Origin of the sequence: Nitrobacter sp. 62-13 (genome assembly GCF_001896955.1) — a bacterium.
GTDB lineage: Bacteria > Pseudomonadota > Alphaproteobacteria > Rhizobiales > Xanthobacteraceae > Nitrobacter.
In genome coordinates this window covers 1-12,132 of sequence record NZ_MKRN01000125.1, presented here as the reverse complement: position 1 = coordinate 12,132, position 12,132 = coordinate 1, and the positions used below count along the sequence as shown (strand labels likewise).

Annotated in this window: 13 protein-coding genes; 10 read left to right on the top strand and 3 right to left on the bottom strand. The window is 62.9% G+C overall.

The features are described from left to right. The 5 genes from BGN91_RS09905 to BGN91_RS09885 all read left to right on the top strand — a co-directional run. Positions 1 to 342 (top strand): invasion associated locus B family protein (locus BGN91_RS09905; protein WP_292612692.1); only part of this gene is annotated, 342 nt, incomplete at its 5' end. A 62-nt stretch (positions 343 to 404) separates the two neighbouring features. Further along, positions 405 to 866, top strand: a complete 462-nt coding sequence (locus tag BGN91_RS09900; protein ID WP_292612690.1) for a hypothetical protein — start codon at positions 405 to 407, stop codon at positions 864 to 866. A gap of 282 nt (positions 867 to 1,148) precedes the next feature. Further along, entirely contained in the window at positions 1,149 to 1,955 is an 807-nt protein-coding gene (locus BGN91_RS09895) for an energy transducer TonB (RefSeq protein WP_292612689.1), read from the top strand. An 85-nt stretch (positions 1,956 to 2,040) separates the two neighbouring features. Then, positions 2,041 to 2,526, top strand: coding sequence for a DUF3016 domain-containing protein (locus tag BGN91_RS09890; RefSeq protein ID WP_292612687.1), 486 nt, complete (start codon positions 2,041 to 2,043; stop codon positions 2,524 to 2,526). A gap of 303 nt (positions 2,527 to 2,829) precedes the next feature. Next, entirely contained in the window at positions 2,830 to 3,258 is a 429-nt protein-coding gene (locus BGN91_RS09885; protein ID WP_292612685.1) for a hypothetical protein, read from the top strand. A gap of 125 nt (positions 3,259 to 3,383) precedes the next feature. On the opposite strand, the gene BGN91_RS09880 is transcribed toward BGN91_RS09885, so the two are convergent. Next, a complete protein-coding gene (locus tag BGN91_RS09880; RefSeq protein ID WP_292612683.1) occupies positions 3,384 to 3,563 on the bottom strand; it encodes a hypothetical protein in 180 nt (59 codons plus the stop codon). Between the two features lie 355 nt (positions 3,564 to 3,918). Beyond that, a complete protein-coding gene (locus tag BGN91_RS09875; protein WP_292612681.1) occupies positions 3,919 to 4,215 on the bottom strand; it encodes a hypothetical protein in 297 nt (98 codons plus the stop codon). A 212-nt stretch (positions 4,216 to 4,427) separates the two neighbouring features. Here BGN91_RS09875 and BGN91_RS09870 point away from each other — a divergent pair, with 212 nt between their 5' ends. Genes BGN91_RS09870 through BGN91_RS09855 form a run of 4 tightly spaced genes read left to right on the top strand, consistent with a single transcriptional unit; the run spans position 4,428 to position 10,314 of the window. Beyond that, complete coding sequence (locus tag BGN91_RS09870) at positions 4,428 to 6,125, top strand: proton-conducting transporter membrane subunit (protein WP_292612679.1); 1,698 nt, start codon at positions 4,428 to 4,430, stop codon at positions 6,123 to 6,125. A gap of 6 nt (positions 6,126 to 6,131) precedes the next feature. Then, positions 6,132 to 6,893, top strand: coding sequence for a hypothetical protein (locus tag BGN91_RS09865; RefSeq protein ID WP_292612677.1), 762 nt, complete (start codon positions 6,132 to 6,134; stop codon positions 6,891 to 6,893). Beyond that, positions 6,878 to 9,991, top strand: coding sequence for a DUF2309 domain-containing protein (locus BGN91_RS09860; RefSeq protein WP_292612676.1), 3,114 nt, complete (start codon positions 6,878 to 6,880; stop codon positions 9,989 to 9,991). Before BGN91_RS09865 ends, BGN91_RS09860 begins: the two co-directional genes overlap by 16 nt. After that, entirely contained in the window at positions 9,988 to 10,314 is a 327-nt protein-coding gene (locus BGN91_RS09855; RefSeq protein ID WP_292612674.1) for a P-II family nitrogen regulator, read from the top strand. The genes BGN91_RS09860 and BGN91_RS09855 overlap by 4 nt, the downstream gene beginning before the upstream one ends. Here BGN91_RS09855 and BGN91_RS09850 read toward each other — a convergent pair. Next, a complete protein-coding gene (locus BGN91_RS09850; protein WP_292612672.1) occupies positions 10,304 to 11,236 on the bottom strand; it encodes a LysR family transcriptional regulator in 933 nt (310 codons plus the stop codon). The two genes, BGN91_RS09855 and BGN91_RS09850, sit on opposite strands and share 11 nt — an antisense overlap. Before the next feature lie 231 nt (positions 11,237 to 11,467). On the opposite strand from BGN91_RS09850, the gene BGN91_RS09845 reads away from it, so the two are divergent. After that, on the top strand, positions 11,468 to 12,132 hold a 665-nt coding region (locus tag BGN91_RS09845), incomplete at its 3' end, for a RuBisCO large subunit C-terminal-like domain-containing protein (protein WP_292612670.1).

Here is a 12,132-nt window from a genome sequence, read left to right as displayed (position 1 = left end):
AAGGAGACCGGGCAGCGTGTGTTCGCGATCGAGTTACAGCCGCCTGGCGGCGGCAAGACCGACGGCACCATCCTGATGCCGTTCGGCCTCAATCTCGATGCCGGCGCCGTTCTCAAGCTCGACGACAAGAATCTCGGCAAGGGTCTGCGGTTCTCCACCTGCGGGCCGCAGGGCTGCCTGTTGCCGGTGAGCTTCCCGACCGCCGCCACCGACGCCATGCGCAAGGGAACAAAGCTGGTCGTCGCCTCGCTCAACCTGTCCACTAATGAGCCCGTCACCTTCAACGTCTCGCTGGACGGCTTTGCCGCTGCGCTGGCGCGTGCCGCGGATCTCGCGAGATAGCGGGGAGCGGGATCATAACGGGATCACAACACCGCTCCGGCCATCATGCGAGGAGATCGCCCATGCTGACGCTGGTCAAGGACGTATCGCTTCAACAAACGCCACCGCCGCCGCCACAGCGCAAGCCGAAGCCGCAGCCTCGGCGGAACGATTACAACCGACGCCGCTTCCTCGCCTGGCTGCGCGACGAGGTGACGGTGCTGCGCGCGCTCGGCATGGATCATCGCCGCATCGCCGCGCAACTCGATATTGAAGAGCATGACGTGAGGGCATTCTGTCCAAAACCGAGCGAGAAATCCCCCAGCCGCAATCTGCCCCGCCGCGCCATCGATGTGTTGCTGCATGGCCGCCACGCTTCGCTCGGAGGCCGGACCGTCGCCAAACGTAGCCGCCATCTGGTCGAGATCGCCTCGGCCTATACCTGGGACGAATTGCTGTCCGAGCCCGGCGTCGGCACCGTCACCGCAAACCAGATCCGGCTCTGGCTCGAAGAACGAGGCGCATCGCTGAAACAACCGGAATAGCGGAGAACGGCGATGTGTATGGAGGTGCCTCATCTACGCTATGTGGTCCCCGTATCGCGGATGGTCGAGCGATCGATGGCGGCCGACCCCGGCACTTGCCAGGGTGAGGAAAGCAAAGCGACTTCATGAGCTTCCGTCGACTTATCGCCGCCGCTTTCTCACGGCTCCTGCCGCTACCCTAGAATAATTCAAATTATCTAATCAAAACAGTGGCTTGATAGGATCAAGGCGCCGGCCTATCTGTCACTCATCAGCGAGTGAGCCTGGTAGGCGCGAGGTGTGATGCTGGCAGCAATCACATATGGCGGCAGGATACGGCGCAGTGTTGCGCGCACCGGCGGCGTCACGGTCGCTCTGATCGGCCACCTCGCGGTGCTTTTTGCGCTCGGCTACCAGCAGACAAGTGAAACAATCCTCGGCGAACAGCCGGCTGCCATTGCCGTCGACATCGTGTCTGCGCCGCCACCGCAGGCGACGATCGCGTCTCGGCAGCCGACCACGGCTGACGATGACAGCCGCCAGAACAGGGATTCAATCGACCCGCTGCAAACGACCGCCGTTGAGCGGCACCATGAGCCACCGCCAGCGCCTCATGTGGCTGCGACACCCGACCCCGCCGTCACGACAGCTTTTGCCGGCAAGCGTTCATCGTCCATACCGAAGGCTCCCGGACGCCAGATATCTTCCGCAAAGCTTCAAGGTGCCCCATCGGCGCTCGCGTCAGCGCCGAATCCGATCGCCGCACCCGACCTTCAAGATAGCAGTTCGGCAGCAACCACCGGCGCGGGCGCAGCAGACTCCAACGTTCCATCGGCCTGGAAAAGCCGGCTGCTGTCCCACCTCGATCACTACAAGCGCTATCCGGATGCAGCGCGTGCGCAGGGCCATGAGGGCACAGCGCTGTTGAGCTTCGGGATGAATCGCGACGGCCACGTGCTCACCTATTATCTGGTTCGCTCGTCCGGCTGTCCTGAACTCGACGACGAGGTTCTCGCCATGATCGAGCGCGCCTCGCCGCTGCCGGCGGCGCCTCCGGGGCTTAACGAGCAGGTCGTGCAACTCGTAGTTCCGGTGCGGTTCAGGATGTAATAGCGCCGGGCAGGAGACGTTGTCTGGACGATGCCCCACGCCATACCCATGTGTCCGATTACATTGAAATGCACCCGAGGTTCCCATGATCCGGGACAGGTTTCCTGCGGCCGCGCTTATCGTTCTGCTACTTGCGCCTGGCACGAGCTTCGCAAGCGTCAAGGTTCGCTTCGTAAACCCTGAGCGCTATACGGACGCCGGTGCGTTCGACGCAGGGGGACGCGCTGCTACGCTTGCGGCGTTCAGAGCACACCTCGAAAGACTTGGGGCGCGACTTCTGACGCCGCGCCAGGATCTGACCATCAAAATTCTGAACGTCGACCTTGCCGGCGAGAACGAGCCATGGCGTCTCTCTGATGTCAGGATTATGCGTGACGTTACCCCGCCGCGCATCACGCTAAGCTATGTCCTGGCCGAGAAGGGCAAACCCACGCACAGCGGCGAGGAGACTCTCACGGACATCAACTATCAGATGAATCCGTCAGCGCGACTATCCAGCGATCGCTATGCGTACGAGAAGGCGTTGCTGGACGGCTGGTTCCGCCGCGTAGTCGGTCGTCAGAGGCCGTGATGTTCGAGCGGCGGCGTGTCCATGTTGGATAGTGAGGTTACAAATCTTGCAGCGCTGGAATCCTGCATCGGCAAAACGCCGGGGCCGATGCATACAGTTGGCGCGCGGATCGTTTCCGTATCGTGCTCGCGCAACCGCGCGCGGCCATTGCTGTATTGATTCCGATGCCCAAAATGCCTGTCATCCGCTGGGCTCGATCGTCGGCTCGCGCCATTGGCTCGCGAACTAAGCGTCAAGTGCTGGTGGCATTTCGTGCTGGTAACACTTAAAATAAGCGTGCGCGAATAGCGTTGGAGGGTTCCCATGGCGCGAGGTTTCAGCGCGATTCAGCAGGCGGTCCTTGATGCGTTATCGGACAAGCTCGTGGTCACGCTCTCGGCGATTGATCTCGCTCGCAAGATCAACCATGGGGTCCGCAGCAAATCGATAATCATATCGGTTCATCGCGCATTACGAACTTTGGAAGCTTTGGGAAAAGTGGTCCGCATCGAGGGAAAGTGGGTTTTGGCGACCAGGCGAAGGGAAGCCGGACGCTTTAACCGCAAGAAAGGGCAGGAGCCGGCTGCTCATCAAAACGAACGATTGAAGCTGCTTTCAAAAATACTCGGAATGCTCGGTTCGTCCGAGGATGGTGAAGTTCTGGCGGCAGCGCGAAAGGCAGAGGCCAAGAGGGCCGAGTTAGGTTTGTCCTGGGAAATGATCATCATGGGCCGTACGATCCTGGTCGACTAACGGGGATGCCCTAGAGTCTGTTTCAAACTGGTTTCAAACTGCGTCGGATCAGACTCGTCGTTTATCTTTTTTGTTTTGAGCATGATCTTTTCCGAAAGCCGGTTCCCACTTTTCGGCATCATGCTCTAGGAATGTCCCTTCTTCTTTTCGGCCGCCCCTGGACGTTCGATATCGAGCCATTCCAGAAGTTGTTTTACCCCGTACTGCTGCACGGCGCTTTCCTCGAGCGTGACGTAGCGACCATCGTCTAACTCATATGTAACGGTCCCCGGCTTTTGGTCTTCCGTTCGTTCGAGCTTTTTCATCTTTCCCTCCTGGTCGAACGGTCAGCCACGCGCGGATTGCGGCAAACATAAACGCCGGTGGCGCAGGTTCTTTGCGGGTGTCCGCTCAGATCGCGACGGGCTCATACCGATCGATACGGATGATCGATCCCTCCCGACTCGCGCTTTGGCCTGCCGCCGGGCGACCGACGTCAGGTCTTTTCTCCGACCCTACAACGGAACTCGCTCCGCCACCGCGAGCTTCATCTAATAAGCAGGCGTTCCGGCGTGAGTTCCTGGCGTGATGAATCAGGCGGCAGATTCGGGAGACGCCGCGACATCTGGACGCCCCCCACTTGCAGCGGCGCTTACCGGGAGGGCATGGCGCGGCGGCGCGCTATTCGTCCTCTGACAACTCGGCGTCCCAGCCCCGCTCCTTGGCGCGGGCGATGGCCTCGGCATAGATGCGGTTATGGCGCTCGGCCAACTCCGGCGGAAGCGCGCTCGGCAGGTTGCCATACTGATCCCAGAGCTGCTCTATTTTGCCCTTCAGCGCCTGCATCTGGCCAATGTTCCAGCCCGCGCAGTCCTGTGTCTCCGGAATGAGACCGAACACGCGGGCATCGAGCACGATGCGCCCGAGCTGGGTGATCCCGTAGATGTCCTGATCGAGTCCAACGTATTTTTTATCCATGGGGGGAACACGGGAATGAGTTGCGGGGCAGCGATTATCGGAATGTATCAGTTCGCCTTAGGGATTGAATAAGCAATTCAAATTTTTCCTTATTCAATTCATCTCTTATCGTGTGGCCGTTCAGCCAGAAGGAGCTGGCGAACCTAGCCGCTTTCGCATCGTGCCATCCCGTTCGGCATTATGCCATCCCGATTGAGCGAGGAGTATCTACCATGGACCACTGGGTCTCTTGGTGTCTCGTGGCGTTGCCGACGCTGCCGGCGCTGGCGGCGATCATCGCCCCGCTGGCCGGAACAGGCCGGCCGGCACGAGCGGCGCGCATCAGCGTGGCTATGCTCACTGCCACCCTCGCGATCGCATTGGCGTTGCTAGTGGCAGTGCTGCGCGCGCCACAGGGTGACGTGGCGCTGGTGCAGCTTGGCCCGGCGGCCCTGCTGCTCGACCATCTTGCCGTGGCGATGGCGGTGCTGGTAGCGGCTATCAGCCTTGTGGTGCACGTATATGCGGTTTGCTACATGGCCGACGAACCCGGCTACCCGCGGTTTTTCGCCTTGCTCGATCTGATGACCGCCGTGATCTTACTGATGGTGGTCGCCGCCGATCTGCTGACGTTGCTCGCCGCCTGGTTCCTGATCGGGGTGCTGCTGTTCTTCCTGCTGGGGTTCGACACCAGCCGCAAGGCCAGCGGCCGCTATGCCTTGTGGACATTCCTGACCTATCGCGTGGGCGATCTGCCCCTGGTGGGCGCAGCGCTCCTGTTGTGGCACGGCTATGGCACCGCGCAGCTGCCGGAGCTGTTCTCTCGGATCAGCGCCGACCCGAACATGCATCTCGGCGAGGTGGCCGTGGTGCCGGTGGCGGCGATGCTGCTGGCGCTGGCGGCGTTTGCCCGCTCGGCGCAGTTTCTGCTGCACACTTGGCTACCTTACACCATGGACGGCCCGACGCCGGTGTCCGCGCTGATGCATGCGGGCATCGTCAACGCTGGCGGATTCTTATTCAATCGCTTCGCTCCGGTATTTGTCCACGCCCCCGACGCGCTGCACCTCGCCTTCGTCGTCGGGGTTGTGACGGCACTGGTCGGATCGGCGCTGATGCTGACGCAGAACGACGTCAAAAAATCCTTGGGCTATTCCACCATGGGGCAGATGGGCTTCATGATCATGGAATGCGGGCTGGGCGCGTTTTCGCTCGCCGTCTATCACCTCATCGCACACGGGCTGTTCAAAGCCACGCTGTTTCTAAATTCGGGCAACGTGATCGGCGACACCCGCCGCGACGATGGCGTGCCGCCGGACGACATCTACACCTTTGTCGTCGAGCGTCGTCCGTTGCGCGCAGTGAAGGTGCCCTGGCTGTTGGCCGCGCTCATCACCGTGCTGGTGCCTGCGCTGGTGCTGGGCCTGTCGCACTGGCTGGTGGCGGAGGACTTCTTCCACAAGCAGGGCGCGGTGGTGTTGTTATTCTTCGGCTGGGTCACGGGAGCGCAGGTGTTTTTCTCCATTCACAAGCTCCCAAGCGAGAGCCCCTGGCGCTCGCTGACCATGATTCTCTTGTCCTTCCTGATCGTGGTGGTGGGCTACACGCTGATCGCGCATGCGTTCGAGGCTTTCCTCTACCCGGATCCGGTGTTGCGCGATGCCATCTACGCTGCCGCGGGCATCAACTTCCTGGCTTTCGATATCCTGGTGGTTTTCCTTACCGTTGTGCTGGTCGGGGCCTGGCTCATGACGTTTTATGCCCAGTCCCTCGAATTCGAAGGCACGCCCGGCACGCTGTGGAATGCCATCTACCTCAATCTCTACACGTTGTTTTCGCGGGAGTTTTACGTGTCCGACGTTTATACCCAACTGGCGCGTGGCACGCTGGCCGCAACTAAGCGGGTGAATATCTGGCTGCGTTGGGTCTGAACCGCCATGATCGCGCTGCTCCTCGCCTTGATACTGTTGCCGCTTTTTCCCCTGAGCATGTTGTTCAATGCGGGGCTTCAGATGCTGCCCGTGTGGCTGCGCGTTCCGGCGCTAGTGGCTCTTCCCGCTGCGGGCGCGCTGCTACTCAACCAGGCGACTGCGCCGGCCGGGCAATTCGCAACCGCGCTGCAGCTCTTGGCGGCGTTCACCGCGCTGCTTTATGCTTGGCGGCTGCTCGCGGTGCAGGAGGTGTTCATCTGGGCCCGTCTGCAGGCCACCTCGGCATGGCCTCTTGTCTGGCTGGCCTGGCTGCATGGCCTCCATGGCACGAAGCTCGTGCTGGTAGCTTTGGCAGTCACAATTCCCGCTGCGGCACTGATGGTTCTCGGCTGCAGCCTGAGCCGCCGCCTCGGAGGGGCGTATCTCGGACTGCGCGGACGCATCGGGCCGACCTTTCCGCGTCTGACCGGCGTGTTTGTGGTGGCGTTGCTTGCGGCCCTGGCGGCGCCGCCCTTCCCCGGATTCTTCGCCATGTTCGCGGTGCTGAAGCAGGTTCCCGCGGGTCTCGCGGCAGTGGTGCTCGCGGTGTGGCTTTTGTGGAGCTGGGCGGCCGCGGTGCTGTGGCAGCACGGCCTGTTCGGGGACCAATGGCCACGCGCAGCCGGCACGGTTGACCTGTCACGCAGCGGCGCAGCCCTGTGGCTGGTGCTCGCTGCTGCTGCCGCAGTGCTGGGTTCGATCGGAGGATGGTCATGGTGGATGCATTGAACCTGGGGCGGCGTCTGCGAGTGCGTTCGACCGCCTACGTGGCGGGCGAGCCGGTGCCATTTTTCTGGCCGATGCGCAACTTCATTCACCACAACCCGCTCTACGGCCTTGAGCATATGCCTTTCGAGCAGGCCGTCCGCCGCGGTGCGGAGCTGTTCCATGCGCGGATGTTCCTGCCGCGCAGCAACTACCAGCACTGGCAGCGCGAGGGCAAGGTGCGGCAGGATACCATTTCCGAGGAGCTCGCGCGCCGCGCTCAGGAACTGCCCGCGGTGCCGGGCATCGACTGGCCTCGCTGGCTGCAGGCGCTGATGCAGTCGGCGCACGACCGCGATGCCGTGGTGCCGGGCGTGCGCGAGCAGGACGTCCACGCCGCGCTGCACGGAAAGCCGCCATCCACCCAGGCGGTGGATGTGGCCGCGCAGCTGCCCGCGCTCAAGCGGCGCCTGCACGCGCTGACGCTGCCCGAGGCGGTCGACGCCCTATGGGGTCCGCGGCTGGCCGACGAACTTGATGAACTAGTCATCAAGAGCTGCCTCGACTTTTTCGACGAGGACCAGTCTTCCTGGCGCATGCCGGGACGCGAGCGCGGCCTGTTCGCCGCCTGGAGCGAGATCGCGCGGCGCAATGCGCGCATGTTCCTGCGCGGGCTGCACGTGCGACGCATCCTCGATCGGGTGCAGGACGCCGAAAGCGCGGTCGTGCACGTCATGGAAGAAATGGGCATCGATGCCGACGACTGGTCGGCCTACTTCACCCGCGAGCTCACCAGGCTGCACGGCTGGACTGGCTTTGTGCGCTGGCGTTCGTCCGCCAAGCATTACTACTGGGCGCAGCGCTACCCCGCCGACGTCGTCGATCTTCTGGCCGTTCGCCTGGTGGTGGGGTTGGCGCTCCTGCAGGAAAGCGCGCGGCATCGCCGTACGCCGGTTCGGCGCGAGCAGCTCGACGCCGTACTGCACGACCGCGGCGCAGAGAGCCTGCTGCGCAATGCGTTGCACAGCGGCGAAGTGTTGCCCGACTGGGCGCAGCGCATCGACGACACCTTGTCGCGCGGCGGCGGCAAACGCTGCGAGAGTCTGCTGCAACGCTACTGGCCGCTATGGCAGGCCCAGCGCGGACAGGAGCAGGCCACCACGCTTCGCGAACTGGCTGCCGCCGCCGATGCGACGGCGGCGCTCGATGCGCTGACGCCGGAAGACGTCGGGGGGCTGTTGCAGGGCTTGCGCGAATTCGCGCCGCAGGAGGGCATGGTCTGGACCCTGGCGATGGAGGCGGAATCCATCGACCGGCTGCTCGCGCAGGTGCAAGTGCCCGAGGATCTGCCGTCCGGCAAGCGGCCGTTCGCGCAGGCTTGGTTCTGCATCGACGTGCGCGCCGAGCCCATCCGCCGCCACCTGGAACGCGTCGGCGACTACCAGACGTTCGGCATCGCTGGCTTTTTCGGCGTGCCCGTGGGCTTTCTCGGCTATGGCAAGGGCAGCGAGAGTCACTTCTGCCCGGCGGTGGTCACGCCCAAGAATCTGGTGCTGGAACTGCCCGCCGAACTCGATCCGGAAGAGGACGACCTGCTCAGCACGCTCGGTCACGTGCTGCATGATCTCAAGAGTTCGGTGCTTTCACCTTACGTCACGGTGGAGGCGGTGGGCATGCTGTTCGGGTTGGACCTGTTCGGCAAGACCCTGGCGCCACTGGGCTATAGCCGCTGGCGCAGCCGCATCGATGCCGAAAAGCCCGTCACCCGCCTGTTGGTGGACAAGCTCACCCGCGAGCACGCGGACTCCATCATCCGCACGCTGCAGCGCGCGATGATCGTCAAGGCGCTGCATGCCGAATTGCATATCGAGCGCGAGCGGGTGGATGACGATATGATCCGCGAACTGCGCGAAACCGCGTTGCGTCACCGTGAAGGTCCGACGCGGCTGCAAACGGCCTTCAGCGTGCCGGACAAGCAGGAGGCCGAATTCATTGACAAACTGCGTGAGGACTACCGCGTCGATGCTGACTACGCCAATTATCAGCTCGTGCGGCTAGGGCGCATCGGCTATTCGCTCGACGAGCAGGTCAATTACGTGCACACGGCCCTGACCATGATCGGGCTGACCAAGACCTTCTCGCGCTTCGTGCTCATCGTGGGCCACACCGGGCAGACCGAGAACAACCCCTACGAGTCGGCGCTGGATTGCGGCGCCTGCGGCGGCGCCAGCGGCCTGGTCAACGCTCGGGTGCTGGCGCAGATGGCCAACAAGACCGAGGTGCGCGAGCGGCTGCGCGGCATGGGCATCAACATTCCCGATGACACCTGGTTTCTGCCGGCGCTGCATATCACCACGACCGACGCCATTGAGCTGTTCGACCTCGACCTGCTGCCGCCGCGTCACCTCGTCTATCTGGATCGACTGCGTAACGGCCTGCTCGCCGCCTCCAAGCTCGCCGCGGCCGAGCGCATGCCGAAGCTTCTGTCCGAGGCGCAGGCGATCGAACCGGCGCAGGCCTGGCGCCTGGCACACCGGCAGGCGGTGGACTGGGCCCAGGTACGGCCGGAGTGGGGGCTATCGAAAAACTTGTACGGCATCGTCGGCCGGCGCTCGCTCAGCGAGCATGCCAACCTGGAGGGGCGGCCCTTCCTGCTGTCGTATGACTGGCGCTGCGATCCCAAGGGACGCCTGCTGGAAAACCTGTTGGCGGCGCCGGTGGTGGTAGGCCAATGGATCAACCTCGAACACTTCTTCTCCACCGTGGACAATGCCCGGATGGGCAGCGGCAGCAAGGCTTATCACAACGTGGCGGGACGCTTCGGCGTGATGACCGGTAACCTGAGCGATCTGCGGACCGGCCTGCCGATGCAGACGGTGATGCGGGAGGGTCAGCCCTATCACGAGCCCATGCGCATGATCGCCCTCATCGAGGCGCCGCTGGATTTTGCCGGGCGCGCGCTGCAAAGCGTGGTCAAAGTCAAGAACCTGGTGCTCGGTGGCTGGATCCGCGCCATCGTCATCGATCCCACACAGGGCTACAAGCCTTTCGTCTTTAACAATGGCCAGTGGGAGGAGCGCCCGCCTCTAGTCGCTCCTGCCGAGGAGGAACACGCCGCATGAACGCCATCAAGCTGCACCCACTGAAAAAGCTGGAAATCATTCTCGAGGGCGCGCACAAGGAATTCGCCACCGACTTGCTCGACCGCGCCGGAGTCAAGGGCTACACCATCGTCGGCAACCTGTCGGGCAAGGGCAGCCACGGCATGTACGAAGGGCACCTCATGTTCAATGAGGATGACGCCCTCATCATGATCATCGTCGCCGTGCCGCAAAGCCTGTTCGATCCGCTGCTTGAGGGCTTTCAGCCGTTTTTCGAGGCCCATGCGGGGGTGATTTTCGTCAGCGACATCCAGGTCGGGCGTCCGGTCAAGTTCATGGCGTGAGCGGAGCGAGCTGCGGATGCTTGGGCGAGGCCAGCGGGCGCGCCTGCTGGGTGAGGAACGCCAGGAAGGATTGGGCCACGGCTGACAGCCGCTTGCCCTTGCGGTGCACGACAAACCATTGTCGCACGATCGGAAAGCTCTCCACGTCGAGGGTGACCAGGCGGCCTATCGCCAGCTCCAGCTCCAGGGTGTGCAGCGACAGGATGCCCAACCCCAGCCCGGCTTCGACCGCCTGCTTGATGGCCTCGTTGCTGCTCATCTCCATCACCGAGTGGAATTCCACGCCGTGACGCGAAAAGTGCCGCTCTGCGGCATTGCGCGTGCCCGAGCCGGGCTCGCGGGTAATGAAGGGCTGGCAACCCAATTGCATCAGCGGAATCTGCCGGTGTTGGGCCAGCGGATGCTCGGGTGAGGCGATGACCACCAGCGGGTTGTCGAGGAACGCGCGCGCGACGAGCTCGGCGTCCTCCGGCGGTTGTCCCATGATGGCCAGGTCCTGGTTCGCCGCCGAGAGCGACTCGAGGATATGCGTCTGGTTGGACACCTGCAGCCGCACCTGCACCTTGGCGTGGCAGGCGCAGAAGGCTGCAATCAGCTTGGGCATGAAGTAATTGGCCGTGCTCGCCACAGTGAGGTCGAGTTCCCCGCGATGGACGCCGCGGAACTCCTCCATCGCGGATTCGAGGTCGCGCATCTTGGCGCCGATGAGTGTGGCGTGGCGATGCAACTCGCGGCCGGCGTCGGTCGGCTGGATCTGTTTTCCGACGTGGTCGAACAGCGGCACGCCGACCTGCTCTTCCAGTTGTCGCATCTGCATCGAGACCGCCGGTTGCGTCAGATGCAGCGCGTCGGCCGCGCGCGTGAAGCTCTGCTGATGCACGACTGCGTCGAAGATCTGGAGCTGTCTGAAGGTCAGGTGCATGGCTGATACATAAGCGAGTCTAATGCATCTGATCAATAATAACAATTAGTTTTTATGCAGAGCCTCTCTTATGTTGGGCACTCGTGAATCGCGGGGCCGTGCTGAATGACAGGCCCTGCTGAGATGCACGAACGTAATCCCCGGGCCGGGTGGGGGGATGGCCGCCGCGTCGCGGTAGGTCCTCGCCCGTCGTTCGCTACCGCAAAAGCGCGCATGAAGGAGTCCTCGAAGATGGCAGTCAAAACCTACCAGGCCGGCGTCACGGAATATCGGCAAAGCTACTGGCAGCCGGATTACGCGCCTCTCGACACCGATATCTTGGCTTGTTTCAAGATCACGCCGCAGCCCGGGGTGGATCGCGAAGAGGCGGCCGCGGCGGTCGCCGCCGAGTCGTCCTGCGGCACCTGGACCACGGTGTGGACCGATCTGCTGACCGACCTCGACTACTACAAGGGACGCGCCTATCGCCTCGAGGACGTGCCGGGCGATGATACGTGCTTTTACGCTTTCATTGCCTATCCCATCGACCTTTTCGAGGAAGGCTCGGTCGTCAACGTGTTCACCTCGCTGGTGGGCAACGTGTTCGGGTTCAAGGCTGTCCGCGCGCTGCGCCTGGAGGATCTGCGCTTCCCCATCGCTTACGTGAAGACCTGCGGTGGCCCGCCCCACGGCATTCAGGTCGAGCGCGACAAGCTCAACAAATATGGCCGTCCGCTGCTGGGCTGCACCATCAAGCCCAAGCTCGGCCTGTCCGCCAAGAACTACGGCCGCGCCTGCTACGAAGCCCTGCGTGGTGGTCTGGACTTCACCAAGGACGACGAGAACATCAACAGCCAGCCGTTCATGCGCTGGCGCGACCGTTTTGATTTCGTGATGGAGGCGGTCCAGAAAGCCGA

Excerpts from the sequence above, each read along its gene's own strand:
- BGN91_RS09890 (WP_292612687.1), top strand. The coding sequence starts at position 2,041 with ATGATCCGGGACAGGTTTCCTGCGGCCGCGCTTATCGTTCTGCTACTT.
- BGN91_RS09860 (WP_292612676.1), top strand. The coding sequence starts at position 6,878 with ATGGTGGATGCATTGAACCTGGGGCGGCGTCTGCGAGTGCGTTCGACC.
- BGN91_RS09880 (WP_292612683.1), bottom strand. The coding sequence starts at position 3,563 with ATGAAAAAGCTCGAACGAACGGAAGACCAAAAGCCGGGGACCGTTACA.
- BGN91_RS09850 (WP_292612672.1), bottom strand. The coding sequence starts at position 11,236 with ATGCACCTGACCTTCAGACAGCTCCAGATCTTCGACGCAGTCGTGCAT.
- BGN91_RS09870 (WP_292612679.1), top strand. The coding sequence starts at position 4,428 with ATGGACCACTGGGTCTCTTGGTGTCTCGTGGCGTTGCCGACGCTGCCG.
- BGN91_RS09855 (WP_292612674.1), top strand. The coding sequence starts at position 9,988 with ATGAACGCCATCAAGCTGCACCCACTGAAAAAGCTGGAAATCATTCTC.
- BGN91_RS09865 (WP_292612677.1), top strand. The coding sequence starts at position 6,132 with ATGATCGCGCTGCTCCTCGCCTTGATACTGTTGCCGCTTTTTCCCCTG.
- BGN91_RS09900 (WP_292612690.1), top strand. The coding sequence starts at position 405 with ATGCTGACGCTGGTCAAGGACGTATCGCTTCAACAAACGCCACCGCCG.
- BGN91_RS09895 (WP_292612689.1), top strand. The coding sequence starts at position 1,149 with ATGCTGGCAGCAATCACATATGGCGGCAGGATACGGCGCAGTGTTGCG.
- BGN91_RS09885 (WP_292612685.1), top strand. The coding sequence starts at position 2,830 with ATGGCGCGAGGTTTCAGCGCGATTCAGCAGGCGGTCCTTGATGCGTTA.
- BGN91_RS09875 (WP_292612681.1), bottom strand. The coding sequence starts at position 4,215 with ATGGATAAAAAATACGTTGGACTCGATCAGGACATCTACGGGATCACC.